This window comes from Haloarcula sediminis, assembly GCF_035656455.1.
In the GTDB taxonomy this organism is placed as follows: domain Archaea; phylum Halobacteriota; class Halobacteria; order Halobacteriales; family Haloarculaceae; genus Haloarcula; species Haloarcula sediminis.
Genome location: NZ_JAYMGA010000001.1, coordinates 930,532 through 954,822, shown reverse-complemented (window position 1 = coordinate 954,822; position 24,291 = coordinate 930,532). Strand labels below are relative to the sequence as shown.

The 24,291-nt window shown below is 66.5% G+C and carries 24 protein-coding genes; 12 read left to right on the top strand and 12 right to left on the bottom strand.

Going from position 1 to position 24,291, the window contains the following annotated elements; genetic code table 11:
* Positions 1–5: 5 nt before the first annotated feature.
* Positions 6–1,385 carry a hypothetical protein gene (locus tag VJ162_RS05130; protein WP_324662834.1) on the top strand — a complete coding sequence of 460 codons (1,380 nt, stop codon included), beginning with the start codon at positions 6–8 and terminating at the stop codon, positions 1,383–1,385.
* Positions 1,382–1,639: a DUF7410 domain-containing protein gene (locus VJ162_RS05125; protein ID WP_324662833.1), complete on the top strand. Its 258-nt coding sequence runs from the start codon at positions 1,382–1,384 to the stop codon at positions 1,637–1,639. The genes VJ162_RS05130 and VJ162_RS05125 overlap by 4 nt, the downstream gene beginning before the upstream one ends.
* 97 nt (positions 1,640–1,736) lie before the next feature.
* Here VJ162_RS05125 and VJ162_RS05120 read toward each other — a convergent pair whose 3' ends face one another.
* The 3 genes from VJ162_RS05120 to VJ162_RS05110 form a co-directional block, all read right to left on the bottom strand.
* Positions 1,737–2,489: a DUF6517 family protein gene (locus VJ162_RS05120; protein ID WP_324662832.1), complete on the bottom strand. Its 753-nt coding sequence runs from the start codon at positions 2,487–2,489 to the stop codon at positions 1,737–1,739.
* Positions 2,490–2,568: 79 nt separating this feature from the next.
* Positions 2,569–4,059, bottom strand: coding sequence for a cysteine--tRNA ligase (gene cysS, locus VJ162_RS05115; protein ID WP_324662831.1), 1,491 nt, complete (start codon positions 4,057–4,059; stop codon positions 2,569–2,571).
* Between the two features lie 60 nt (positions 4,060–4,119).
* Positions 4,120–4,593 (bottom strand): DUF7523 family protein, encoded by a 474-nt coding sequence (locus VJ162_RS05110; RefSeq protein ID WP_324662830.1) that lies wholly within the window; start codon positions 4,591–4,593, stop codon positions 4,120–4,122.
* A 297-nt stretch (positions 4,594–4,890) separates the two neighbouring features.
* Between VJ162_RS05110 and VJ162_RS05105 the strand changes: the two genes are divergently transcribed.
* The 3 genes from VJ162_RS05105 to VJ162_RS05095 all read left to right on the top strand — a co-directional run bounded on the left by VJ162_RS05105 (position 4,891) and on the right by VJ162_RS05095 (position 8,340).
* A complete protein-coding gene (locus tag VJ162_RS05105) occupies positions 4,891–6,258 on the top strand; it encodes a hypothetical protein (RefSeq protein WP_324662827.1) in 1,368 nt (455 codons plus the stop codon).
* A gap of 63 nt (positions 6,259–6,321) precedes the next feature.
* Entirely contained in the window at positions 6,322–7,200 is an 879-nt protein-coding gene (locus VJ162_RS05100) for a CbiX/SirB N-terminal domain-containing protein (protein WP_324662826.1), read from the top strand.
* Between the two features lie 60 nt (positions 7,201–7,260).
* Positions 7,261–8,340: a DR2241 family protein gene (locus VJ162_RS05095; protein WP_324662825.1), complete on the top strand. Its 1,080-nt coding sequence runs from the start codon at positions 7,261–7,263 to the stop codon at positions 8,338–8,340.
* A gap of 15 nt (positions 8,341–8,355) precedes the next feature.
* Here the strand turns inward: VJ162_RS05095 and VJ162_RS05090 are convergent, their stop codons facing one another.
* Positions 8,356–8,550 carry a methytransferase partner Trm112 gene (locus tag VJ162_RS05090; RefSeq protein WP_324662824.1) on the bottom strand — a complete coding sequence of 65 codons (195 nt, stop codon included), beginning with the start codon at positions 8,548–8,550 and terminating at the stop codon, positions 8,356–8,358.
* Positions 8,551–8,607: 57 nt separating this feature from the next.
* Entirely contained in the window at positions 8,608–9,984 is a 1,377-nt protein-coding gene (locus tag VJ162_RS05085) for an adenylosuccinate synthase (RefSeq protein ID WP_324662823.1), read from the bottom strand.
* Between the two features lie 253 nt (positions 9,985–10,237).
* On the opposite strand from VJ162_RS05085, the gene VJ162_RS05080 reads away from it, so the two are divergent.
* Positions 10,238–10,543, top strand: a complete 306-nt coding sequence (locus VJ162_RS05080) for a hypothetical protein (protein WP_262178511.1) — start codon at positions 10,238–10,240, stop codon at positions 10,541–10,543.
* Positions 10,544–10,554: 11 nt separating this feature from the next.
* Here the strand turns inward: VJ162_RS05080 and VJ162_RS05075 are convergent, their stop codons facing one another.
* Entirely contained in the window at positions 10,555–12,915 is a 2,361-nt protein-coding gene (locus tag VJ162_RS05075; protein ID WP_324662822.1) for a DUF7527 domain-containing protein, read from the bottom strand.
* Between the two features lie 134 nt (positions 12,916–13,049).
* Between VJ162_RS05075 and VJ162_RS05070 the strand changes: the two genes are divergently transcribed.
* From VJ162_RS05070 to VJ162_RS05055, 4 genes are all read left to right on the top strand, one after another.
* A complete protein-coding gene (locus VJ162_RS05070) occupies positions 13,050–13,445 on the top strand; it encodes a DUF7541 family protein (protein ID WP_324662821.1) in 396 nt (131 codons plus the stop codon).
* A 47-nt stretch (positions 13,446–13,492) separates the two neighbouring features.
* Positions 13,493–13,831, top strand: coding sequence for a DUF6684 family protein (locus VJ162_RS05065; protein WP_407066827.1), 339 nt, complete (start codon positions 13,493–13,495; stop codon positions 13,829–13,831).
* Positions 13,832–13,889: 58 nt separating this feature from the next.
* The gene (gene ctaD, locus VJ162_RS05060) at positions 13,890–15,680 is read left to right on the top strand and encodes a cytochrome c oxidase subunit I (RefSeq protein WP_324662820.1); all 1,791 of its coding nucleotides are present in this window, start codon (positions 13,890–13,892) and stop codon (positions 15,678–15,680) included.
* A gap of 280 nt (positions 15,681–15,960) precedes the next feature.
* Positions 15,961–16,242: a DUF7520 family protein gene (locus tag VJ162_RS05055; RefSeq protein WP_324662819.1), complete on the top strand. Its 282-nt coding sequence runs from the start codon at positions 15,961–15,963 to the stop codon at positions 16,240–16,242.
* Between the two features lie 237 nt (positions 16,243–16,479).
* On the opposite strand, the gene VJ162_RS05050 is transcribed toward VJ162_RS05055, so the two are convergent.
* The 5 genes from VJ162_RS05050 to VJ162_RS05030 all read right to left on the bottom strand — a co-directional run bounded on the left by VJ162_RS05050 (position 16,480) and on the right by VJ162_RS05030 (position 22,218).
* A complete protein-coding gene (locus tag VJ162_RS05050) occupies positions 16,480–17,271 on the bottom strand; it encodes a CBS domain-containing protein (protein ID WP_324662818.1) in 792 nt (263 codons plus the stop codon).
* 37 nt (positions 17,272–17,308) lie between these two features.
* Positions 17,309–18,820, bottom strand: a complete 1,512-nt coding sequence (locus VJ162_RS05045) for a DHH family phosphoesterase (RefSeq protein WP_324662816.1) — start codon at positions 18,818–18,820, stop codon at positions 17,309–17,311.
* A 34-nt stretch (positions 18,821–18,854) separates the two neighbouring features.
* Positions 18,855–19,283: an HTH-type transcriptional regulator LrpA1 gene (gene lrpA1, locus VJ162_RS05040; RefSeq protein ID WP_324662814.1), complete on the bottom strand. Its 429-nt coding sequence runs from the start codon at positions 19,281–19,283 to the stop codon at positions 18,855–18,857.
* 94 nt (positions 19,284–19,377) lie between these two features.
* On the bottom strand, positions 19,378–20,316 hold the full coding sequence (locus VJ162_RS05035) for a thiamine pyrophosphate-dependent enzyme (RefSeq protein WP_324662813.1): 939 nt from the start codon (positions 20,314–20,316) through the stop codon (positions 19,378–19,380).
* 3 nt (positions 20,317–20,319) lie between these two features.
* Positions 20,320–22,218: a 2-oxoacid:acceptor oxidoreductase subunit alpha gene (locus tag VJ162_RS05030; protein WP_324662812.1), complete on the bottom strand. Its 1,899-nt coding sequence runs from the start codon at positions 22,216–22,218 to the stop codon at positions 20,320–20,322.
* 278 nt (positions 22,219–22,496) lie between these two features.
* Between VJ162_RS05030 and VJ162_RS05025 the strand changes: the two genes are divergently transcribed.
* Complete coding sequence (locus tag VJ162_RS05025) at positions 22,497–23,216, top strand: DICT sensory domain-containing protein (protein WP_324662810.1); 720 nt, start codon at positions 22,497–22,499, stop codon at positions 23,214–23,216.
* Positions 23,213–23,392 carry a hypothetical protein gene (locus VJ162_RS05020; RefSeq protein WP_324662809.1) on the top strand — a complete coding sequence of 60 codons (180 nt, stop codon included), beginning with the start codon at positions 23,213–23,215 and terminating at the stop codon, positions 23,390–23,392. The genes VJ162_RS05025 and VJ162_RS05020 overlap by 4 nt, the downstream gene beginning before the upstream one ends.
* Here the strand turns inward: VJ162_RS05020 and VJ162_RS05015 are convergent.
* Complete coding sequence (locus VJ162_RS05015) at positions 23,372–24,166, bottom strand: N-acyl homoserine lactonase family protein (protein ID WP_324662808.1); 795 nt, start codon at positions 24,164–24,166, stop codon at positions 23,372–23,374. The two genes, VJ162_RS05020 and VJ162_RS05015, sit on opposite strands and share 21 nt — an antisense overlap.
* Positions 24,167–24,291: the final 125 nt, after the last annotated feature.

Sequence of the window (24,291 nt, the reverse complement as noted above, 5' to 3'; positions counted from 1 at the left end):
CGCTGATGAACACGCGTCGACGCCGCGTCGGCGGCTGGCTGGCGGGGACACTCTGTCTGTTGCTGGCGGCCGGGACCGTCTCGGCCCACGGCGGCAGTCTCTCCGGGGGCGGCCGGGAGTCTATCACGGTGCCGACCTGGCTGTTCCTCTCGACGGGCGGTGCCGCCGTCGGCGCCTCGTTCCTGCTGGCCTCCTTCGTTACCGATCGCTCGTTTATCGACCGCATCCACGGCTGGGGGGCCCCGATTTCGGTGAGCGACGCCCGGCTACCCGGGCTGTTTGCCCGCGCCGTCGGACTCGCGGGCTACGTGGCCGTGCTCGTCATCGGCTTTCTCGGCCCGACGACTCCACAGACGAACCTCGCCATCCTGCTGGTGTGGGTCGGCTGGTGGGCCGGTCTCGCCATGACGACGTATCTCGTCGGCAACACCTGGCGGGCGCTCAACCCGCTCGATACCATCGCGCTGGCGCTCCCGTCGCTGAACCGCGCGTACCCCGACCGCGCCGGGGCCTGGCCCAGCGTCGTCGGCCTGCTGGCGCTCATCTGGCTCGAAGTCGTGAGCCCGCTGGCAGACGACCCGCGCCTGCTGGCGACCGCCGTGCTCGGATACAGCGTCTTCACGCTCGCCGGCGCCGTCATCTTCGGCCGCGAGACGTGGTTCGCCGAGGCGGACCCGGTCGAGCGGGTCTTCCGATACTACGGCCGGGTCGCCCCCATCGGCCGGGACGAGAGCGGCCTCCGCTTGCGCTTGCCCGGGATGGCCCTCTCGACGCCGCGGCTGGTCGACGGGCGAGACGAGGTGGCTTTCGTCGTCGCCCTGCTGTGGGGGACCACGTTCGACGGCCTCGTCGTGACGCCTGCCTGGCGGGACCTGACGCGACCGCTAGTCGGGGCCGGTCTCCCGGCGCAGTTGCTCTACCCGCTGGCGCTCGCCGCCGGGTTCGGGCTCTTCCTCGGCGCGTACTGGCTCGCGGTCCGGCTGAGCCGGCGTACCGCCGAAACGTATCTCGAGTCCGACGCGCTCGCCCAGCGGTTCGCCCCGCCGCTGCTGGCTATCGCCGCGGGGTACCACCTCGCTCACTACCTCGGCTACTTCCTCGTGCTCGCGCCGGCGCTGTGGGTGGCGCTGCTGTCGCCGCTGTCGGACCCCGGTGCGGTCCCCGTCTACGAGCCACCGGGCTGGTTCGGCGGCGTCGGCATCGCCGCCGTCGTCGTCGGGCACCTGGTCGCGATCTGGGTGGCCCACGCCGCCGCCTACGACGTGTTCCCGTCCCGGCTCCAGGCCGTCCGCTCGCAGTACCCCTTCATCGCCGTGATGGTGTTTTACACGATGACCAGCCTGTGGGTCATCACCCGACCGGAGGTGCCACTGCCCTACCTATGACAGACGACTACGCCGTCCCCGAAAGCGCCGTGACCTACGAGTGTCGCTACTGCGGGCGCCCCTTCGCCCGCGAGGAGTGGCTCGCCTTGCACCGCGGGCTGGACCATCCCGCACAGCTGGACGACGGGGAGATAGCGGCGTTTCGGGCGGCCCACGAGAGGGAGGAGTCCGAACTGGGGCACTTCCGCCTGCGGGCGCTGGGCGCGCTCGTTCTCATCTACTTCTGTCTGCTGATGATTTACGCGCTCGTCTGACGCCGTAACGCGTCGCCGGAACGTACCGGCCCCGAATCGGGGCCACCCGGAAACCGCCTACAGTACCACTGGGGGTCGAAAAACGGCGCGACCGGCGTCAGTTCCCGCTGTGTTCGAGGCCGCCGACCAGCTCGTCGACGTTGTCGGACTCGTCGAACTGGTCGGGGTGGACGGCGACGGCGATGATGACGTCGCCATCGTGCTCGAAGCTGACGACGTGGGCCTGTACGTCGACCTCCCGGCCCTCTATCTGAGTCGTCGCGCTGAACTCGGTGACGTTGCGCTCCTCGCCGAGTGACGCCACCGTCCGGGTGTCCTGCTGTTCGATATCGCTTAGCTGTCCGGTCTGTTCGGCCACCTGTTCGAGGATGCGGTCGTTGGACCAGCTCGCGGCGGGGTTGAGCGTCCGCCCGGCCACCGATGCCCCCGGCGAGGAGACCACGACGAACCGCTTGAGACCCGCAATCTCGGTGTCACCGCCCGTCTCCTCGGCCACGGCGTCCTGTAGGGTCTGGTTGCTGGCCAGGGTTTCGTTCCCCGCAGCGTCCTGTAGCGTCTCGTTTTCCGCGAGCGTCTCGTTGCCCGCGGCGTCCGCGAGCGAGCCGCTGCTGGTGTACCTGTTGACCCGGTTCACGATGCGGATGGTCCGCTCCTGCCCGAAGAAGCTCACGTTTCGGGTTATCGCTCGCTCGCTCGAGTTGTTCAGGTCGTAGCCGGTCGAGTCCAGCGCGCTGTCGCTTACCGCACCCTCGCTGGCCTCGAACTCCACTGTGTCGCCCGTAACCAGGCCGACACAGCCCGAAGAAACCACCAGTAGCGCCACAACGGCTGTCAGAATAACGCGTCGCATACCAACACAACCCCGTTCTTGATTCATAAGTTTCGTGGCTGTCCACGCGAGCGAAAACTCCACTCGCTACCCGCGCCGGTCAGCCGCCGTCGCCGAGCCGGTAGGTCGGTCCCTCGTCGGTGTCCTGGACCTCGACGCCAAGCGCTTCGAGTTCGTCGCGAAGCTCGTCGGCCCGCTCGTAGTTGCCCGCCGCCCGTTCGTCTTCGCGGGCCCGGAGGACGAGTTCGACCAGGTCGTCGGCCAGCGACACGTCCCCGCCCGCCCCGGCGTCGCCGAAGGCGAGTCCGAGTATCCCGCCGCCGAACTCCTCGAACGTCTCGACCACCTGCCGGAGCGCCACGTAGTCGTACGCCTCGCGGTCGTCGATGTACGCGTTGACCGTCCCCGTCAGGTCAAGCAGCGCCGTCGTCGCCTCGCGGGTGTTGAAGTCGTCGTTCATCGCCGCCTCGAATGTCTCGCGGGCCTCGTCGACCGCGTCCCGGAGCTCCTCGTGGGTCACGGTGGCGTAGGCGTCGACGTCGTCGCAGGCCTCGACCGCGCGCTCGTAGCCCCGTCGCAGGCGGTCCCACCGCTCCTTGGCCTCGCCGATGGTCTCCTCGCTGTAGGTGGCCCGCGAGGTGTAGGCCGTCGACAGCAGGAAGGTCCGGAGTACGTCCGGCCCGAACTCCGCGACGGCGTCGGAGACGGTGAAGAAGTTCCCCAGCGAGGAGGACATCTTCTCGCCTTTCGTCTCCAGCAGGCGGACGTGGAGCCAGTGGTCGGCGAACTGCTTGCCGGTGGCGGCCTCGCTCTGGGCGACCTCGTTTTCGTGGTGGGGGAAGACGAGGTCCTGCCCGCCGACGTGGATGTCGATGGTCTCGTCGAGATGGGCCATCGACATCGCCGAGCACTCGATGTGCCAGCCGGGCCGGCCCTCGCCCCACGGCGACTCCCAGGTCTGGGCAGTCTCACAGGCTTCCTCGGCGGGCGCGGCCTCGGGGTGCTGGTGCTCTTCGATGTCTTCGGGGGCGACGCCACCGGCCTTCCAGAGTGCGAAGTCCGCGGGGTTCCGTTTCTCGCCCGTGTCCTGCCCCTGGGATTCGAGGTCCTCGACGAACTGGCCCGACAGCTTGCCGTAGTCTTCGAAACTGGTGACGTCGAAATAGACGGAGCCGTCGACCTCGTAGGCGTGGCCGCTCTCGACGAGGCGCTCGACGAGTGAGATAATCTCCGGGACGTGCTCGGAGACCCGCGGGTAGACCTCCGCGCGGGCGAGGTTCAACGAGCGCATGTCCTCGATGACCTGCCGGACGTAGTGGCGCGCGACGTCGGCCTCGCTCGCCCCGTCCTCGCCGACGCGGGCGACGATCTTCTCGTTGACGTCGGTGAAGTTCTCGACGTGGCGGACGTCGTAGCCGAGCCACTCCAGCCAGCGACACATGACGTCGACGTGGGCCCACCCGCGGGCGTGGCCCAGGTGGGGCGGGTCCGACGTGGTCAGCCCGCAGTAGTACAGCAACACCGAGTCGGGGTCGCGTGGCTCGAACGGCTCTGTCTCGCCGGTCAGCGTGTTCGTCACGCGCAGCGTCATTGTCCCAGTTCAGTAAACCGGGCCGCTTCAAGGCGTCGGAACGCGTCGTCTGCCCTCCGGTTACCGACCGACGGCACCCTCGACGACGCGCAGGGCGTCGGGCCCGTCGCGCCGCTCGACCACGACCACGAGCGTCTCATCGCCCACGCCGGCGGCCGCGACAGCTACGTCGACCGCGCGCAGCCGACCCAGTACGTCTCCGAGCGCCGCGGGTTCGAGGTCGCCGCTGGCGACGATGCCCGTCAGCGAGCCCGTCCCCTCGCCAAAGCGGGTGGCGCCGACCGAAAGCAACGCGTCGCCGTCTTCGACACGGCCCAGGCCGCTTCGCATCGAGACGCGGGCCTCGCTCTCGTGGACGGGGTCGTCGGGCAGTTCCTCGGCGAACCGTCGCAGGGCCGTGGCGACGGCGTCGGTGTCCCCCTCGACGTCGAGCGTTCTGGCGGCGGCGGTGTAGTTGACCACGCCGGCCCGCAGGGCGTCATAGAGGAAGGGGCGCTCGCGGACGGCGTCGCGGGTGGCGGCGGCGAGTGACATACGGTATCCCCGGAGGGGAGCGCACAAAAGTGTAGCCGCCCCGGTCGAATCTACGCGCTCGTCCCAGTGAAACCTGACCAGAGCTCCCCGAAGGTCGTGGTTCGTTAGGCGAGTTGGACCGCGAACAGCCGGAACGCCCACCCGTGCCGGCTGGGCAACCGGCTACGGACGGGATTTATTACTCTCAAACCAAATCGCTGCTAAACGAAACACCACCGCCCCCCAACCAGCGAAACTTTTTGTTTGTGAACGTCAAATATATAGAGTAACACGTCACCTGGAGGGGGTGTCTCGTGTGTGGGTGTCTCATCCGTGGGCCAAATTAGCAACGTCACGAGGGGGGACAGCGAACTGCCGGCGGCGCTCACCAGGACCGTAAAGCGCGGGTTCGGCTCCGGCGAGTACCTTGCGGACCGGCCGGCGATAGACGCCGTCGCGGACGACGAGACGGTACAGTACGTTCTGACGAACCGGGAGCGGGGCATCGAGATAGAGCGTGAGACGACGACACGCGTGGTTCCGGACAGCCGGTACGAGACCGTCGTCGTCGTCACCGGTCGTCGGGTAATCGCGCTGGTGGGCAAGGTCGGCGGTGACCGGCAGCTCACCCTCGCCATCCCGGAGATATCCGACGTGACCACGACGGCCGACCGACGGACGGGAGAGCTGATACTGGGCTGTGCCGACGGGTCGACGTGGCGTATCCACACTGTGGCCGACGGCCTCGCCGGGGTGGCCGACTATCTCCGGAGCAGATGTGAAACCTGCGAGCGTGCCAGTCGGATGGGGGTCGCTACCCGGTCGATACGGGGGCTGTTCGAGACCACGATCGGGTCGGCGAAGTCGTTCGAGCGCGACCAGGTAGCCGAGCTGATACCGTCGCTCGACGACTCACAGCGCAACCGGGACGAGCGAGCTGACACCGCCGGCAGCGAAGCCGAGCCGGCGTCGACTGCGACCGATAGTCGGAACTCCGAGACGGGGATGACGGGGGAGTCGGACAGACCGGACGAGGAGACGGCGATAGACGAAATCCTGCAGGCGCTGGCGAAGACGGACTGGCGGGCCCGGGGCGCACAGCCCGAGAGCCCGTTCGACTTGCTGGCCGAGCGCGAGGACGAACTCGTGGGCGTCGTCGTCCACTGCCCCGACGACGGCCGCGTCGGCCGGCAAGCGATAGAGCGGTGTGACGCGATTACGGGGGCCGGCGGCACCGACACGGTGATGCTGGCGACGACCGGCACGATTAGCGACACCGACGCGCGACTGGCCGCGGACCTCGGCGTGCGTCTCCGGAACGTAGCGACGATGCGCGACACCGCCGACCCGCCGACGGTCGAGGCGGTGACGGAGATGGTCAGCAAGGTCCTCGGAACGGCCGGCTGGGAGGTCCGCTCGGCAGCCCCGGGACCGTTCGACCTCCTCGCGGAGTGCGGTGGGGACCTGATGGGCGTCGTCGTTCACAGCCCCGAAGACGGGACCGTCAGGGACAGCATCGAACACTGCGATGGCGTCACCGGCGCCGCCGGCACCGACGCGGTGATGCTGGCGACGACGGGGACGGTACGGGACGACGACGAGCGACTGGCCGACGAACTGGGGGTCCGGCTGGTCAAGTCGGATTCGCTCGCCCCGCGTCACGTGACCGAGATAGCGGACGAGTGACCGGGTCGCGTCGTCTCGGCTCAGGGCGAAGCCCCTAAGGCCGATTCTCCCCAACGGGCCAGTATGGACCAAGCGCTCGTCATCGCCGCCCACGGCTCGCATCTCAACGCCGAGTCGAGCACGCCGACGTTCTCGCACGCGGACACCATCCGCGCGACAGGCGCGTTCAGCGAAGTCAGGGAGTCCTTCTGGAAGGAAGAACCACACTTCCGGGAGGCCCTCCGGACCGTCGACGCCGAGGAAGTGTATCTGGTGCCGCTTTTCATCTCCGAGGGCTACTTCACCGAGCAGGTCATCCCGCGGGAGTTCCGCCTGGAGGAGTGGGACCCCGAGCTGTGGGACTCCGATGGCACAAGCGCGAACTCAGCCACGCTGACCGCCGGGGACACCGACCAGACCGTCCACTACTGCGGTCCCGTCGGCACCCACGACTCGATGAGCGACGTCATCGTCCAGCGCGCGAAGTCGGTGACCGACGACCCCGAGGTCGGCGACGGGTTCGGCCTGGCCGTGGTCGGCCACGGCACCGAGCGCAACGAAAACTCCGCGAAGGCCATCGAGTACCACGCCGACCGCATCGCCGAGATGGACCGCTTCGACGAGGTGAAGGCGCTGTTCATGGACGAGGACCCCGAGGTCGACGACGTGACCGACTTCTTCGAGAGCGAGGACATCGTCGTCGTTCCGCTGTTTATCGCCGATGGCTACCACACCCAGGAGGACATCCCCGAGGACATGGGACTGTGTGAAGACTACCGGGACGGCTGGAGCGTGCCCGAAACCGTCGACGGACACCGGATCTGGTACGCCGGCGCGGTCGGGACCGAGCCGCTGATGGCCGACGTGGTGCTAGAGCGGGCGGCCGACGCCGGCGCCGACGTGAGCGCGGCCATCGAGCAGGTCCGCGGGGAGAGCGGCGCGGGGTCGGCGGCCGGCGACTGACCCGTCGGCAACTCCCCCGGGAACCGACTCGCTTTTTTCGCCCGAGTCCCGTGGTCCAGTATGAACGAGGACCCGGTGGACGCGCTGGTGGCTACCGCGCCGGACGGCATCGATTTCGACGGGCTTCGCGTCGAGGAACGCGCCGACGGCTACGCGTTCGAGACGCCCGAGTCGACGGCGGATGGGCTCGACGAGGGGGCGCTCCGCGAGACCGCGTCCGAGGACCCACACGTGGGGAACTGGTACTTCTGGCACGCTGTCGCGCCACAGACGGACGCCCGCTGGGCGTTTCTCCGCTGGCTGGAAGGGGCCGAGGACCGCGCCGTTACCGAGCGTTACGACGCGCTCGCGGACGGACTGGCGACCGAATGGGGCCAGCTCCGGGTCACCGTCTCGCTCGACGGGACGGGCGGCCGAACGTACGACCTGCGACACGTCGACGACGCCGCGACGCCGGCGGCGGACCTAGACGCCTACGAGGCGCCCCTGGACGCGCGCGAACTCGCCAAACACGACGACGACGGGGCCTACCGGCCGCTGAAGACCGCCCCCTCGCTCCAGACCGGCTGGCAGTTCCCCGACCTCGGCGCCGGCGACGTCGTCGAGGCCGTCCACGCCTTTTACCCGGCGACGGTCCAGAACTGGCACCGCGAGCGCGAGGGAACGCTCGATATCGACCACTGGCACGAGACCGTAGAGCGCCAGACCGGTATCTACGGCGTCGTCCGAACCTGGGACCGCGGCGAGGGGTACGAACACGTCAACTGGGTCGCCGAGGCCTGCTGTGACGACTCCCAGTGTCTGAAACGCCGGGAGTGGCAGTACGACGGGGAGACGGACCTCGACGTCGACGGCGGCGACGGCGTCTTCCCCTGCCGGGAGCCCTGTTCGCTGGTCATCGCCGGGGCCCGCCAGTGGACCAAACTGGAGGGCGAACAGGCCCAGACCTACGAGTTCGAGCTGACCCCGAGCGAGAAAGAGCAGGTCGAGGAGATAATCGACGCCGTCGCCGACGGCCGGGCCGACGACATCCGCGAGGCCGACGTCTACGACGGGGCGAACCGCTACCGGACTCGGTTCCTGCGGGCGAAGCTGTTCGACGACGACGGCAATCTCGCCGGCGTCGAGACCGACGAGTGACGGAGAAGACGGTGACTACGCCGGGGCCTCTTCCCGCATGTCCGGCGGGAGGAGGTTCGGGATGCCGTCCTCGATGGGGAACTGCTCGCCACACTCCGTACAGGTGAGCGTCCCGTCGAGAATCTCCTCGTCGTCGCGCTCGGCGACGTCGAGGTCGAGGTCGTGTTTGTCCAGCGGACAGCAGATGATGTCCATCAGGTCCTCTTTCATACCCGCTGGTCGGGTCGGTGGGAATAAAAGGATACTGTCTGGCGACCCCCGGCGCCGTCAGAACGGGCGCTGGCGGACGATAGTCTCGCTACGACCGGGTCCGACGCCGAGTGCGTAGGCCGGCGTGTCGAGCTCGTCCTCGATGTACTCGACGTAGGCCCGCGCGTTCTCGGGCAGCGCCTCGTATCCCTCGCTTGCGACCGTCGACGGCTCGAACTCCGGCCAGCCGTCGAAGCTCCGGTAGCTCGCTTCACACCGGCCCCACTCCTCGGTGGTGGCCGGGAGCGTCCGCAGTTCCTCGCCGTCGAGCGTGTACGCGTGACCGACCTTGACCTCGTCGAGGCCGGCGAGCACGTCGAGATGGTTGATGGCGAGACCGGTGAACCCGGACACTCGCGCCGCGTGGCGAAGCATTGGCATGTCGAGCCAGGCGACCCGCCGGGGGCGACCCGTGACGGTGCCGTACTCGCCGCCCTCCTCGCGGATCTGCGTGGCGAGTTCCTCGTTTTCCCCTTCGCCCTGCTCCTCGTAGCCGGGCGTGTCGCCGACGACGCCGCCAAGCTCCGTTGGCAGGGGCCCGCTGCCGACGCGGGTCAGATAGGCCTTGACGATGCCGATGACCTCCCCGCCGCCGACGACGCCGGGGCTGAGCCCAGTCCCCGTGGTCGCGCCGCCCGCGGTCGGGTTCGAGGACGTGACGTAGGGGTAGTTCCCGTGGTCGATGTCGATTGTGGTCCCCTGTGCGCCCTCCAGCATGACGTTCTGGCCGTCGGCCATCCGCTCGGTGAGAAAGACGCTGGCGTTGACCGTCATGTCCTCGGCCTCAAAGCGCTTGCCGTACTCGCGGTACTCCTCGTAGAGGGCGTCCACGTCGAACGCGTCGGGGTCCTCGAGGTCGTCGACGGCCATCCCGTAGACGTCCTCGAGGACGGCCCGTTTCTGCGGGACGACGTACTCCAGGCGCTCCCTGAGTACGTCGGGGTTGCGCAGGTCGCCGGCGCGAATCCCGCGCCGGCCGGCCTTGTCCTCGTAGGTCGGGCCGATACCGCGGCCCGTGGTGCCGACCTCGCTGTCGGATTCGCTCTTTACTGTCTCCTCGATACCGTCGAGCACGCGGTGGAACGGGAAGATGATGTGTGCGCGCTCGGCGATACGCACGTCCGGGTCCAGGCCCCGCTCCTGTAGTGTGTCTAGCTCGTCGAACAGCGTTCGCGGGTTGACGACGCAGCCGTTGCCCAGCACGCCGACCTTGCCGCGGATGGCTCCGCTCGGCACGAGAGAGAGCTTGTATGTCTCGCCCTCGTGGACGACGGTGTGGCCGGCGTTGTCGCCGCCCTGGTAGCGCGCGACGACGTCTACGTCGTCGCCGTACAGGTCGACGATGCCGCCCTTGCCCTCGTCGCCGAGCTGCGAGCCGACGATGGTTACGGTCATGACCGGACCTTCCGGCCACCGTGATAAACAGATTACGGTCTCACAGCACGACCGGGCCCTGTCACTGGTCACGGTCGCTACGTCCGGAGACGGCCGACAGAGATGCTGTCACCGACGAAGTTCTCGTGCGCCAACATGCCCCATGTGAAGCGTTACGACGGTTTTAACAATTACCTCCCCGTAGCCCGAAACCGGCAAGGGCAACGGGTCGAGGGTAACTTTTAAACCCACCCAACACAAGTTAACAATTGCCATGATAGACAGGCTTGAGAAGGAAGTCGACATGCTGGAGCGCCACCTACAGGTGCTTCGCATGGTAATAGAGAACGAGCCTATCGGTATCGTGAAGATGTCCAACGAGACGGGCTATCCTCACCACAAGGTTCGGTACTCCCTCCGGGTCCTCGAAGAGGAGAACCTCATCGAGCCCTCCAGTCAGGGCGCTATTACCACGGAACAGACCGGCGAGTTCGTCGACGATCTCGACGAGAAGATCGACGAGATCATCGACAAGCTCAACGGAATGAAAATCGACGACGCTGCAGAGATAGAGAGCTAAGCGGTCTCTTTCTACAGTTCCGGCACCGCTAGGTGGAACTCCTTGTTTCGCGCTTCGAGCAGGCACAGGTGGTAACCGCTCTTGCGCGAGAGGTTGACGAAACTCTTTCGCTTGTCTCGGCTGAACAGGCCACTTGAGGTGGCTTCCTTGGCCGTCTCCAGGGCCTCCGGCTCGAAGAAACTGCTCGTGACCAGGAAGGCCCCGGCCAGCGAGTTCGAGGCGTTCCCGACCCGCTCGGCGTTGCGCACGATGTCGGTCATCTGCCCGTCGGTCGCCGGCTGCCGGGAGTCGTTGATGTTGGCGACCACCAGCGGGTTGCCCATCCGGTCGCGCACGACCACGTCGAAGGTCTCCTGTGAGCGGTGCTCTTGCCCGTCTTCGGTGTAGGTCACCGACACCTGCCCGTTGAGTTCGGCCCGGTCGATGTCCGGGAGGGCGTCGTAGAGCACGCCCATCTCGCTCTCGTGGCCGGTGTCTCTGATCTCGTAGATGAGGTTCCGGACGAGCCAGTCGGCAAAGCGGTAGTGGATGCTGTCATGGAGAAAGTCCTCGAACGGCTCGCCGTCGACGGCGGCGTCCGCGGCGTCGAACTGGGTGTGATACTCCAGCCGGAGGTTCTCCTCGACCGACGCTCTGTCGGCGCTGCCCTCCTGTGCTTTCGCCAGGGTCGCCTCCCCCTTCGAGTGGTAGCGGACAAAGAGGTTCGTCCCGTCGATGGCCTCCGCCGCCGACAGCGCCCGCCCGCTCGGAGCGGGGCCGCCGGCCGCCGCCAGCTCTTCCTCCAGTCGCTGTATCTCGGCGCGGGCCTCCTCCAGCTCGTCGCGCAGGCGGTCGCGTTCGGCGGCCAGTTCCTCGTTCTCGGTGGAGAGGTCGCGTATCTCGCCTTCCAGTTTCGCTATCTCTTCGACTCGCTCTTCCAGTTTCACCTCTAGCTCCGGGCTCGGTTCGGACTGGCCTTCATCGGCCGGGACCGACCGGGATTGTTCCGGTTCGGCGACCGCCGACGCCTGGCTCTCGGACCCGTCGGTCTGTGTGGTCGACGGCTGTGTCGACTCCGAGGAGCCGGACGCGGTCGGCTGTTGTTGTTCCGCGGTCTGTGTGGCCGTCGTCGGCTCCGGCGTGGAACTCGACCGCTCGGGGTCAAGCGACGGAATCGAGCGGGTTTCGAGAGTGCCCACGGCGTCGCTGTCGGCCGCTGCGGCCGCGGCCTGGCTGTCTGCGCTCCCCTCGGTGGTCGCTGCCGGTCCGGCGCTCCGGTCTGTCCGGGATTCTGTCGTCCCGCTGTTCGCCCGGGGTTCGGTCGACTTGCTCTGTGCAGCCGTGCGTTCGGCCGGCTCCGCGGGCTCGGTCTCTCCTGCTACCGTCGTGTCTTCCGTCGTCGGTTCGTCGGTCCCGGGTTCGCTCGTCGTCGGTTCGGTCGATTCCGTCGCTGGTATCGCCGTCCCGTCGGTGCCGGCGGCCGCCGCCTCGCTCGTCGACCCGCTCTCGCCCTCCCGGGCAGCCGTCTCGTCGCGTTGCTGTCTGTCGACGGCTGTCCCCTGACTCGCACCGGCCGCTTTCGACCCGGGCGGACCGGCCGCGCTCCTCCCTCGCTCGGAGGTCTCACCGGGTTCGCTCCCGACCGGCTCGTCCGGTGTCGCCCGGTCGCCCGCGACGTCCTCGGTCCCGTCGCTCCGTGGCGTCGAATCGACCCGTGACTCCGCCGTTTCGTCGCTTGTCACAGACTGGCTCGTTTCCGCACCGACACCGTCGTCAGCTGGTTCGTCGTCGGCAGCCGCGGTCCCGGCTGCTGTTTCAGCTGTTGTATCCGCCGCGTCGTCCGCCGGCGAGCTCGGCTCGGGTATCTCGATGGGCTCGACGCTGGCCGGCATGACCTTGTAGATCCCCACCTCGCCGTCGGCCTGCTCGAAGGCCTCCTCATCGGTCACGAGCCGCTGGGAGTTGCCGACCCACGCCACGCTCATCGAGCGGCCCTGATGGTAGACAAGATAGTAGTCCCCGGAGAGGACGTTCTCCGATAGCTCGACGTACCCGGTGAAGTTGCCGTCTTCGAGCGTCCGGTCGACATCAGAGATGGGCGTGTCCTCGGTGTAGTACTGTGCCCGCGGCTCGCCGGCCTGGTCCTGCATCACGACAAGCAGCGGCAAGGCGTCGTGTGGCGCGGTCCGCGCGGTGCCGTCGGCGCCGTCGAACGCCTCGATGTCCCCATCGAGGATGCCCACCACAGTGCCGTTCAGCATGAACAGCTGTGTGGGGCCGGCGGTGACGGCGCCGGAGAAACCCCGGTCTGAGAGGGACCGGAGCCCGGCGTAGCCGCCGTCGAAGGGCACCGTGTCCCACTCGGATACTAGCTCTACCGTGCGCATACTCATTACCTTCACCAAGCCGTATCGCAGACAAATAGTTTGTGCCCCGTCAGACGCGAACGCCCCGGCCACAATCACGTGACGGTCCAGCCGGCAGCCGAGTCCGATGGGCCTAAGACGTGCGACGACCAACGGCTGGTATGGAAGAGCAACCCGGATTGAGCGACCAGTACCGGACTGCGAGTCCGTGGCCGGTGTTCGTCGCGCTGGGGCTTGTCCTCTCGGAGATCGGCGTCTTCATCGGCCTGTTCCCAATCGCCGTCTTCGGTCTCATCCTCTTCGGTGGCTCCATCGCCGGCATCCTCACCGAGTCGGGCTATGTCACGCGCCCGTGGCCGACGCTCGTAGGCGTCGGCGTCGTCCTCGCGCTCGTTGCCGTGGGGCTGGCCGTCGCCTATCTCCCGATGTCGTCGATAACCATCGCCAACGTCGGTAACGGCCCGGTGCTTACCCGGCTCGTCGCCGTCGTCGTCGCCGGCGTCGTGATGGTGGCGATGGGTGGCGTCGGCTCCGTCATGGAGCAGTCGAAGGTCTGAGACAAACCAACAGCCTATTTACCGCCCGGCTTCCAATCCCCTGCTATATGGCACTGTTCGGGTTCGAAAAGGACACGCTGCTCGACCTCACCGTCAACGTCATCCCGCTTGGTATCATCCTCTTTTTCATCGCAGCCTTCGCGGTCGTGAGCCCGTTCGGCCTCGACCCGGTCTTCAGCGGGCTGCAGTTCTCGCTGATGGGCTCGATGTTCCTGTTGCTTGCCGTGCTCACGTACTACGCCGGCCGGGCCGTCGAGAACGCCGAAGAAGCGACCGACCACGCCGCGATGGAAGAACCAAACGCCACGAGCGGGACCCTGGACGACGAGGCGGCCGACGAGGACGCGCAACTGGACGCCGAAGACGACGAACTGCCCGAGGCGTAAGCGGCAACGGGGCGGCGGAACCACCCCTTTCATTATCACTCAGTCCTGACGTGCGTCTATGGCTGTAGGAGATCTAGTGCTGACGGGGTTGATGGCCGTCCTCCTCGTCGGCATCATCGCGTTACTCACGCGCATCGAGAACTGGCGGTCGTACACACCGCTGGCCGGAGGTGGAACCGCGACCGGTGAGGACGCTGCCGTCCTCAACCGCGAGAAACCCGCGGGTATCATCCGCTGGCTGACGACCGTCGACCACAAGGACATCGGACTGCTGTACGGGCTGTACGCCATCATCGCCTTCGCCGTCGGGGGCGTCATGGCGATGCTCATCCGCGTTCAACTCGCCGTCCCGGGCGGAGCGATACTGGGGGCGAACGCGTACAACTCCATCCTGACGAGCCACGGCATCACGATGCTGTTCCTCTTCGGGACGCCCATCATCGCGGCGTTTGCGAACTACTTCATCCCGCTGCTCATCGGGGCCGACGACATGGCGTTCCCGCGTATCAACGCCATCGCGTTCTGGCTCCTTCCCCCCGCCGCCCTCCTCATCTGGGCCGGCTTCTTCCTCGCGCCGGTCACGGAGAACATGATCGAGCCGGCACAGACCGCGTGGACGATGTACACGCCGCTGTCAGTCGAGCAGGCCAACCCCGGCGTCGACCTGATGCTGCTCGGGCTGCACCTCTCGGGGGTCGCGGCGACGATGGGTGCCATCAACTTCATCGCGACAATCTTCACCGAGCGCGGTGAGGACGTCAACTGGGCGAACCTCGACATCTTCTCGTGGACCATCCTCACCCAGTCGGCGCTCATCCTCTTTGCCTTCCCGCTGCTTGGCAGCGCCCTCGTCATGCTGCTGATGGACCGCAACCTCGCGACGACGTTCTTCGCCGTGGAGGGCGGTGGCCCGCTGCTGTGGCAACACCTGTTCTGGTTCTTCGGCCACCCCGAGGTGTACATCCTCGTGTTGCCGCCGATGGGACTTGTGAGCCTCATCCTCCCGAAGTTCTCGGGTCGCAAGCTCTTCGGGTTCAAGTTCGTCGTCTACTCCACGCTCGCTATCGGGGTGCTCTCTTTCGGCGTGTGGGCCCACCACATGTTCTCGACGGGGATGGACCCGCGGCTGCGGGCCTCCTTTATGGCGGTCTCGCTCGCTATCGCGATACCCAGCGCCGTCAAGACGTTCAACTGGATCACGACGATGTGGAACGGTCGGCTGCGCCTGACGAGCCCGATGCTGTTCTGTATCGGCTTCGTCTCGAACTTCATCATCGGCGGCGTCACCGGCGTCTTCCTCGCCTCCATCCCCGTCGACCTGGTGCTGCACGACACCTACTACGTCGTGGGTCACTTCCACTACGTCGTCATGGGCGCTATCGGCTTCGCCGTCTTCGCGGGCATCTACTACTGGTTCCCCGTCTTCACCGGCCGGATGTACCAGCGCACGCTCGGGAAGGCCCACTTCTGGCTCTCGATGATCGGGACCAACCTCACCTTCTTCGCGATGCTGGCGCTTGGCTACCTCGGGATGCCGCGCCGCTATGCCACCTACCAGTTCGACGGCGCCATCGCGCCGCTCGCACAGGTCAGCACCTTCCACATACTGGCGACCGTGGGCGCGTTCGTCCTGCTTGTCGGCCAGCTCATCTTCGTCTGGAACATCGTCCAGTCCTGGCTCGAAGGGCCGAAAGTCGAGGACGGCGACCCGTGGGACCTCGAACGCGACGGGCTCCTCGACAAGGAGTGGGAGTGGTACGACCGCAAGCTGGAGACGGCGGTCACCGACGGCGGCGAGGACGAGGAAAAGTCCGCGCTGACGGACGGCGGTGAGGTGAGCGACGACTGAGGCGATCCTCGTCAGAACAGCGTTCTGACGGCGGTGAGGTGAGCGAGGCGAACCGAGCCTCCTCGGACCCACAGGACGACTGACGGACCCGTCCTGATAACCCGCCGTTGTTTTTTGCGGTTCGTACTATCAGGTCGCGCCCGAGACCAGCACGATAGCGGTGATGAACATCATGATGGCGATGCCCGAAAGCACGATAAACAGAAGCTCCTTCTGTGACATGGGCACCCTTCGGACCGGAAGTGAAAAAGGCTAATCGTCTCCCGCCCCAACCCGATGTATGAGCGAGCAGGTGGCCGAGACGCCCGGCGAGAAAGTCGTTGTCCAGATGTACGTCATCATCGTCGCGCTGGCCGGCGTGATGGGCTTCGTTCTGGGGGCGATTCGGCCCGCCGACCTCGAACCGGCGCTGTTTGGCGTCGTCGCGCTCCCGCCGACCCCCTTCGGCGTGGCCCTGTACGGGATGATCACGGTCGGCATCGGGCTGGGGGTCCTCCTCGGGCTGGTCGTCTACGTCTCGCGTCGAACTGACGATACGGGCGGACGCCGGAACCCGGAGTAGCCGCGTCGGCCGGTCGTGCTGGCGCTCCTTGGCTCTCCTCCCGGCGGTCGGACTCTCGCTACTCCTCCGCGGTTCCCCTCGGTCACCGCGTCCGTATTGGAGGGTTTTCACTGCGCTCAGACCCGCCTGCTCGCGGCTCCGCCGCTGCGCTTCTCCGGACCTCCCTCTGGTCGGCCCTCCACGGGTCGCCGCGCTCCCCGTTCCGGTTCGAGATTCCTCCCGGCGGTCGGACTCTCGTTACTCCTGTAACTGCTCGGTCTGCTGGACGAGCGGGTGGCGGGCGTAGTCGACGACCTCGATATCGCTGATATCTTCTAGGTCGGCCTCGGCGGCCGTCTCGGCCATTCCCAGTTCCACCGTCTCGTCGAGGACGATGATGTTGGCTTCCATCGCCTTGATATCGAGGTGCTCGGCGGCTTTCACACGGTGGTGTCCGTCGGCCAGGTAGAGGTGGCCGTCGTTGTCGATGACGACGAGGGGCTCGGCCAGGCCGTGTTCGAGCTCGTACACCCGCCCTTCCAGTTCGTCGGCGTACACCGTCGGCTGGGTCGGCGTGAGCGCGTCGAGGTCGACTGTCCGCCGCTCGTCGTGGGTGGTGATGTCGTGGATGTTCGCCAGCGTCCGCCCCAGCTTCTCGACCTTGTCGGGGGTCGCCCGTTCGATCTGGGAGCGGATGACGTCGGCGTTGGAGATGATGCCCACGAGGTTCCCGGCGTCGTCGACGACCGGGAGCTTCTGGATGCCCGACCGGAGGATGACCCGGGCGGCGTCCTGTACTGCCATCTCCGGTGCGGCGACGATGATGTCCTCGGTCATCACGCGGAACATCGGCTCGTGGTCCGCCGCCAGCAGCAGGTCGCGGGCGCTGACAAAGCCCTCGACGCGTCGCCCGTCGGTGACGGGGAAGCCGCTGAACTCGTCGCTCGTGGCGATGCGCTCGGCCACCTCGGCGACGGTGTCGTCGAGTGCAACCGTCGCGACGTCCCGCGTCATGTACTCCCCGACCGTCGGTTGACCCGAATCTGACATCACCGGCCCTTGCCCAGCGAGCGGCAAAAAGACTCGGCTACGCGGTGTCGTGTTCGTCAAGCGGTGGCCGGCTCAGCTCGGGGTACTCGGCGGACGCGAACTCGGTCCGACCGTCCACGCGGCCCAGCAGTCGATGCGAGCGGGAGTCGACGGCGTCGAGGAAGCGGTCGTTGACGACCGACCTGACGATGGTGTGGAGCGACTCCTCGCGGTCGTCGACGCTGTCGAGGACGCCCAGCGCTATCTGTGCGCCGGCCATATCGGCGTGGCCGCCAGCCGAGCCGATCTGGCCGAACGCGTCCCGGAGTGCCTCGCCCAGGTCGATATCCGCACCGCGGGCCCGCGCGGAGGCGTATATCGTCCCGTCCAGAACGCCATAGACCAGCGTCGCGTGGATGTCCTCGAGGTCGAGCAGCCGGTCGGCGGCCTGGGCCAGCGCGTCCCGGTCCGAGAGCTCGCCGACACAGGAGAGCAACACGGACCCCTCCTTCTCGCGGTTGTCGATAGCGCGGCCGATGACCGCGAGGGTCTCGCCGCTGACGCTTGGGTCCTCGATGCGCTGGAGCGCTTCCATGTCGGCCCGACCGACGAGCTTCGCGGCGGCTTCGAAGTCCTCGGCCGACACCTCCCGGCGGAAGTCCCTCGTGTCGACGCGGATCCCAAAGAGCAGCCCGGTGGCGATGGGTTCCGAGAGCTCGACTTCGAGCCGCTCGAAGTAGTCCACGAGCAGCGTGCTCGTCGCCCCGACGCCGCTTCGCAGGTCGACATAGCGGGCCTCGACCGGCATCCGTGGCGGGTGGTGGTCGATAACGATATCTATTGGCAGGTCCGCCGGCAACTGGTCGTTGACGCCGGGGCGGGAGTGGTCGACCAGCGCGAACCCGTCGTACGGGTCAAGCGCCGCGTCGTCCTCGGGGTCCAGATTGACGAGGTCGTACTCCAGTAGGTTCACGAACGCGCGGTTCTCCTGGTGGGAGATGTCGCCGTAGTAACACAGCGACACCTCACAGTCGGCCCGGGCCGCGAGCTCGCCCAGCGCGACGGCGCTTGCGATCGCGTCCGGGTCGGGGTTGTCGTGTGTGACGACCGCCAGGTGGCCGTCGATGTCCCGCAACACCTCCTGAAGCTTGCGGGTGCGAGCCCCCGCGTCGCCAACGCTCCGTTGTATCCGGTCAGCCAGCACGGCTTCGGGGTCGACCACCCGGTCGGCCACGCTGTCGAGCCGACGGCGCTGGGAGGCCGTCGAGCCGTATCCGGTGTAACAGAGCCGGAAGGTGTCGGGAAACAGCTCGGCGGCCGTCTCCCCGGCGGCGACGTTGACGGCCGGGTCGTCGCTGGCGACGACCACTGTCTCCGGGGTCATGTCCAGTTCGGCCATCGCCGCGCGGTCGAAGTCGTCCGTGACAGTGACTGAGACGCCGCTCTCGCGGAGCGTCTCGGCACGGTGTTTGTCGCCTGTCAGGACCCACAGGCTCTCGTGGTCGCCACTCACCGCGTCGATTACGGCTCTCGCTGTCGACCCGGCGCCGATAACCAACCGAGACGGCATAGTTGCCCTCTGCTCCGGAGCGTCTAAAAACCCGTTACTTCAGCCGTTCCTGCAGGAAGGAGGGGTGGGCGGCCGTCACGCCGTCGAGTTCGAGTATCTCGTTCTCTATGACGGAAGCCAGGGAGTTCCCGTCGGTCGCGCGCACCTCCGCCATCAGCATGTGGTCGCCACTGGAGGTGTACAGCGACTCGACGGCGTCGATATCGGAGAGCTTCCGGGTCGCCTCGACGTAGCGCTCGCTGGCGACGTCGATACCGACCATGGCGATAGACTGGCCCGACAGCTTCTTGGGGTCGACGTCGGCGGAGTAGCCGACGATGACGCCTTCCTCTTCTAGTTTCTCGATGTACTTGCGGACTGTCGGCTTCGAGACCTCGGCCCGGTCCGCTATCTCCGCGTACGATGCCTGTGCGTCCTCTTCCAAGACAGACAGTATCCGACGCTCCGTAGACTCGACACTCATGTAGGGATATTTATGATGGGTGAAAAAATATCTTCCGAATCAGTAACCCCAGTTCGAGTCCGTCGGCACGGCCGACGGACCCGGAATTTAAGCGTTATTTGTGGTGTTCGAGGAGGTTGTCGTAGGTCCGCTCCCACTCGGCGTCCTCGTCGAAGTACCGCTGGGCGAGCGGTTCCTCGGGCATCTCGCCGATGGCCCGCTTCTCGGCCCCGTAGGAGGGGCGCTCGTCCTCGATGTACATCCGACCGGTGAGCACTTCGCCCTCGTAGAGGCGCTCTTCGGTCTTTCGCATCATCTCGGCGGCTTCCTTGCGGTCCGAGACGTCGAAGTCGAACTCGTCGGACTGTTGGACGTCCGTGTACGGGACGTAGTGTTTCGCGTCCTTGTTCCAGGTCGGACACTGGGTCAGGAAGTCGATGTGTGCGAAGCCGTCGTGCTCGATGGCCTCGGCGATGATCTCCTTTGCCTGGTTGGGGTTGACCGCAGCCGTGCGGGCGATGTAGGTCGCGCCGGCGTTTAGCTGCTGGCTGAGCGGTCGAATCGGCGACTTCGCCGAGCCGTGGGGCTGGGTCTTTGACTTGTGGCCCTTCGGCGAGGTCGGCGAGGTCTGGCCCTTGGTGAGCCCGAAGATCTCGTTGTTGAACACGATGTAGGTCATATCGTGGTTCTCACGGGCGGTGTGGATGGTGTGGTTGCCACCGATACCGTAGCCGTCCCCGTCACCGCCGGCAGCGATGACCTCTAGCTCGGGGTTGGCGAGCTTCGCGGCCCGGGCGACGGGCAGCGAGCGGCCGTGGATGGTGTGGAAGCCGTAGCTGTTGAAGTAGCTGTTGAGCTTCCCGGAACAGCCGATACCCGTAAAGAGGGCGACCTCGTCGGGGTTCTTGCCGACCTCGGGCATTGCCTGTTTCAGTGCCTTCAGGACACCGAAGTCCCCACAGCCGGGACACCAGGTGGCCTGTGGCTCGATGCCGGGCGTGAACTCGTCTCGGTCTATCTCTCGGTCGTCGCCGATTGCGCTGAATGCACTCATAGGTTAGTCACCTGCCGCTGGCAGGTACTTCATGTTGGTCGCGGCGAGGTCCTCGCCGTTGATGCTGGATTCGAACCCGTCGACGATCTCGGCGGGCTCGAAGGGGTTGCCGTTGTACTTCAGGAGGCTCGACAGCTTGTCGCCGTACTTGCCGATCTCCTTCTGGGTCAGCCCGCGGAACTGGGCCGTGGCGTTCATCTCGACGACCAGCGCCTGGTCGACGGATTCGAGCCACTCGGAGACTTCCTCGACCGGATACGGGGCCATATCGGAGACGCCCAGGGCCTTCACGCTGTGGCCCTCCTCGTTGAGCCGGTCGACGGCCTCGAAGACCGTGTCCTGCTGGCTCCCCCACACGAGGATACCGTGTTCGGCGTCCTCGGGCCCGTAGTAGGTCTGGTGGGAGGCGTTCTCGTCGAGGTCGGCGCGGATGTCGTCGAGCTTGTTCAGACGGCGCTCCATCTGGGCGATGCGGTTGTTCGGGTCCTCGCTGATGTGACCCTCAGGGGTGTGCTCGTTCCCGGTCGCCAGGTAGCGCCCGTCCTTCTGGCCGGGGACCGAGCGCGGGCTCACGTTCGAGCCGTCCTCGGGTTCGTGGAGGAACCGCTGGAACTTGCCCGACGCGTGGTGGGCGGCGTCCTGAATCTCCTCCTCGGTGAGGACGGAGCCGGGGTCGGCGTTTGGCTCTTCGTCGAAGTGACTTGCCGGCAGGTTCCGGAGCTCGCCCTGGATCTTCTGGTCGTAGATGACGATGGCCGGAATCTGGTACTCGTAGGCGATCCGGAACGCGGCGCGGGTCTGCGTGTAACACTCGCGGATGTTCGCTGGCGCGAACACGACACGTGCCGAGTCGCCCTGTGAGGTGTACAGGACGTGTTCGAGGTCGGCCTGTTCGGGCTTGGTCGGCATCCCGGTCGAGGGCCCGGCACGCATCGCTTCGACCAGCACGATCGGCGTCTCGGTCATCTCGGCCAGGCCCAGCGGCTCGGACATCAGGGCGAATCCACCACCCGACGAGCCCGACATCGCCTTGACGCCCGTGTGGGACGCACCGAGAGCGAGCGCCGCGGCGGCGATCTCGTCTTCGACCTGCTCGGAGATACCGCCGAACTCGGGCAGATGCTGGGACATGATAGTGAAGACGTCTGTCCACGGTGTCATCGGATAGCCCGAGATGAACCGACAGCCCTCGTCGAGGGCGCCATAGGAGATAGCGTTAGAGCCCGAGAGAATGACCTGCTCCTCGTCGTGGGAGCCTTCGGGGACCTCGATGTCGTGGTCGATATCGAGTTCGGAGGCGGCCTCGTAGGCGTCCTGGAGAACGTTGAGGTTCGCCTCCTGCATGTCGCCGGCCATGTTCTGCCTGATGAGCTCCTCGAACTCCTCGGTGCCGATGTCGAGGATGGCTGCGGTCGCGCCGATACCGGCCGTGTTGCGCATGATCTCGCGGCCGTGTTCTTTCGCGATGCCGCGCAGGTCCATCGGGACGACGTGCCAGCCGTTCTCCTCGGCGGCCTCTTCGAGTTCGATCTCCTCGACGTCTTCCTCGTCGAGCAGCCCCTCGTCGTAGAGGAGGACGCCGCCCTCGCGGAGGTCGTCGAAGTTCTCGTACAGCGGTTTCAGCTCTTCCTTGCCGTAGTAGGCCTCGTCCTGTGGGTTCCGGGCGAAGGAGTCACCCAGGGCAAGCAGGAAGTTGTAACCGTCACCGCGTGACTGTACATTTTCGTCCTTCGCGCGTACCTCGACGTACGTGTGGCCACCGCGGATACGCGACGGGTAATGTCGGTGTGTGAAAACGTGAAGTCCCGAACGCATCAGGGCCTTCGCGAAGTTCTGACTGGTCGAGTCGATTCCGTCCCCGGAACCGCCAGCGATCCGCCAGATTAGTTCGTTGTCTGTCATTGTGAAATCCTCGGCCCCAGCTGTGGTGCCGTAAGGGAAGGTTGGGGGGCCACGACTAAAGATTTTCCACTACATCAAGGTCCATTAATCGTTATTAATCGGGCGAGGGCACCCAATCCGCGGAAACGATGATGACCAATGTGCCGGCCTCGGCGCGGTGAACTGTCGGCTCCGATACGGATCCCCGATAGGTAGATGTCGGACGGAACGCGGACCGCCCCGCCGTCTCCCCCGCCTGCCGGAAGGCCTAATGCCGTTCCAGACTTCTCTCGGTTCGAATGTCGCTCAGCGAGCTCATCGCCGGCGTTGAATCCCACGAGGGGACACTGACAGTATTCAACGCGGACGCCTCAGTCGTCGAGGACCTCCGGGACCGGTTTGCGGACCGGAACGTCAGCGTCGTCCGGGAGACGACCGGTAGCGGCCGTCCAGGCGAGTTCCTGACGCTCTCGGACGCCGACGGCGTCTACACGGCGACCGACATCGAATCGTTCTACGACTCCCTCGAGGACCGCGACCGCGTCCTGGGCGAGGACGGTGCGGCCAGTCTCCTCGACCACCTAGACGAGACGCTGTTTACCTCCTGGTCTATCGAGCGGATGGTCGCGGCCTCCCGCGAGATCGAGGACCGCGCGTGGCGGGTCGGTCGGGGGTCGCTGCATGCCGGCTTCCAGACGCTGTCGACGCTACAGGGCGAGCGTGACCTGTACGAGCGACTCGGCGACTCGGCGGTCGACGTCCACGCCTACGCGGTGCCTGACATCGACCCGCCGGACCACAGTTCGTTCCGGTTGCATCTGGACCGCAGCGAGGAGATCGCGAAGTCGTGGTTCGTCGTCTTCGACGACGGACGCGACGGGGCGACCAGCCAGAAGTGCGCGCTCCTGGCGGAGGAGCGCGACCCGCGTGAGTTCTATGGCTTCTGGACCTACGACCCCGCGACCGTCGACTACATCGTCGACCACCTGGAGAGCCGTTACGGGATAGTCGAGCAGTGAGCTGGGACGAGGCGACGGCCTACCGCATCACAGAGACCGGACAGCGGGTCAACGCCGTCGAGGTCGAACTGCACTTCCAGCTTGGCCTCTGGGCCGTCGTCGGCCGCGACGACGACCGCCGGACCGTCCGCACCCGCGACGGGGAGACGCTGACGCTACGGCCCCTCGCTCACTGATTCGAACACCGAGAGGTCATGGCCCAGCAGAACCTCGGCGCCCGTCTCGCGCTGGATGTCATTACAGCGGGCCAGGCTCTCGCGCCAGGCGGCGTTGCTCCACAGCAGGCTCGTCGCCATCGACTGGCCCGCGTAGTTGGCTTCGACGTAGGCCTCATCGCCCACCACGAGCAGCGGGTCGCCGGCCCGCTCGACGAGCGCCCCCATGAGGCCGGGCGTGTGACCGGGCAGGTGCAGCAGTTCGACGCCGTCGGCCAGGTGGTAGCTGTCGCCGTGGACGACCTCCCAGTTGAGGTCGTGGTCGAAGTCACTGGCCAGGTAGGCGATAGCGCCCTCGTCGGTCTTGGCGCTGTAGTAGGCGTAGGGCAGCTCCTCCCGGTGGACGTAGATAGGCACGTCCGTCCCGGCGAAGTTCGCCAGGCCGCCGGCGTGGTCCAGATGGAGGTGACTCATCACCACGGCGTCGATGTCGCCGAGGTCGTAGCCCGCATCGGCCAGGTCGCCGTCGAGGGTATGATCGGCCGCGTCGACGTGGGCGAAGGCCTCGTACAGCGGGTCGGGCCAGTAGCCGTCACCCGCGTCGGGGTGTGAGCCGGTGTCCCACAGTATCGTCCGCTCGGTCGTCTCGATGACGAGGTTCCAGACGACATACTCCTCGTAGGCGTGGTCGGGTTCGCGGTTCGAGGCCGTCGCGACGCTCGCCCCGTCGACGACGAAGCTCCGGTCGGCCATCACGCGCCCGCGGTCAAGGACGGTGACTGCTGGCGTCTCCATACCGGGCGTACGGACGGTGAAAACAAAAGGGTGGGTCCGAACTAGTTATGGAGTCTGTAGAATGACTACAATTGAAAGTAGCAAGGCCGCTCAACCGGTAGCACTTGGGAATATCGCCGTGGAAG

Bases quoted from the DNA above. Each gene is read 5' to 3' on its own strand.
- VJ162_RS05130 (WP_324662834.1), top strand. From the start codon at position 6: ATGAACACGCGTCGACGCCGCGTCGGCGGCTGGCTGGCGGGGACACTC.
- VJ162_RS05125 (WP_324662833.1), top strand. From the start codon at position 1,382: ATGACAGACGACTACGCCGTCCCCGAAAGCGCCGTGACCTACGAGTGT.
- VJ162_RS05120 (WP_324662832.1), bottom strand. From the start codon at position 2,489: ATGCGACGCGTTATTCTGACAGCCGTTGTGGCGCTACTGGTGGTTTCT.
- cysS (WP_324662831.1), bottom strand. From the start codon at position 4,059: ATGACGCTGCGCGTGACGAACACGCTGACCGGCGAGACAGAGCCGTTC.
- VJ162_RS05110 (WP_324662830.1), bottom strand. From the start codon at position 4,593: ATGTCACTCGCCGCCGCCACCCGCGACGCCGTCCGCGAGCGCCCCTTC.
- VJ162_RS05100 (WP_324662826.1), top strand. From the start codon at position 6,322: ATGGACCAAGCGCTCGTCATCGCCGCCCACGGCTCGCATCTCAACGCC.
- VJ162_RS05095 (WP_324662825.1), top strand. From the start codon at position 7,261: ATGAACGAGGACCCGGTGGACGCGCTGGTGGCTACCGCGCCGGACGGC.
- VJ162_RS05090 (WP_324662824.1), bottom strand. From the start codon at position 8,550: ATGAAAGAGGACCTGATGGACATCATCTGCTGTCCGCTGGACAAACAC.
- VJ162_RS05085 (WP_324662823.1), bottom strand. From the start codon at position 9,984: ATGACCGTAACCATCGTCGGCTCGCAGCTCGGCGACGAGGGCAAGGGC.
- VJ162_RS05080 (WP_262178511.1), top strand. From the start codon at position 10,238: ATGATAGACAGGCTTGAGAAGGAAGTCGACATGCTGGAGCGCCACCTA.
- VJ162_RS05075 (WP_324662822.1), bottom strand. From the start codon at position 12,915: ATGAGTATGCGCACGGTAGAGCTAGTATCCGAGTGGGACACGGTGCCC.
- VJ162_RS05070 (WP_324662821.1), top strand. From the start codon at position 13,050: ATGGAAGAGCAACCCGGATTGAGCGACCAGTACCGGACTGCGAGTCCG.
- VJ162_RS05065 (WP_407066827.1), top strand. From the start codon at position 13,493: ATGGCACTGTTCGGGTTCGAAAAGGACACGCTGCTCGACCTCACCGTC.
- ctaD (WP_324662820.1), top strand. From the start codon at position 13,890: ATGGCTGTAGGAGATCTAGTGCTGACGGGGTTGATGGCCGTCCTCCTC.
- VJ162_RS05055 (WP_324662819.1), top strand. From the start codon at position 15,961: ATGAGCGAGCAGGTGGCCGAGACGCCCGGCGAGAAAGTCGTTGTCCAG.
- VJ162_RS05050 (WP_324662818.1), bottom strand. From the start codon at position 17,271: ATGTCAGATTCGGGTCAACCGACGGTCGGGGAGTACATGACGCGGGAC.
- VJ162_RS05045 (WP_324662816.1), bottom strand. From the start codon at position 18,820: ATGCCGTCTCGGTTGGTTATCGGCGCCGGGTCGACAGCGAGAGCCGTA.
- lrpA1 (WP_324662814.1), bottom strand. From the start codon at position 19,283: ATGAGTGTCGAGTCTACGGAGCGTCGGATACTGTCTGTCTTGGAAGAG.
- VJ162_RS05035 (WP_324662813.1), bottom strand. From the start codon at position 20,316: ATGAGTGCATTCAGCGCAATCGGCGACGACCGAGAGATAGACCGAGAC.
- VJ162_RS05030 (WP_324662812.1), bottom strand. From the start codon at position 22,218: ATGACAGACAACGAACTAATCTGGCGGATCGCTGGCGGTTCCGGGGAC.
- VJ162_RS05025 (WP_324662810.1), top strand. From the start codon at position 22,497: ATGTCGCTCAGCGAGCTCATCGCCGGCGTTGAATCCCACGAGGGGACA.
- VJ162_RS05015 (WP_324662808.1), bottom strand. From the start codon at position 24,166: ATGGAGACGCCAGCAGTCACCGTCCTTGACCGCGGGCGCGTGATGGCC.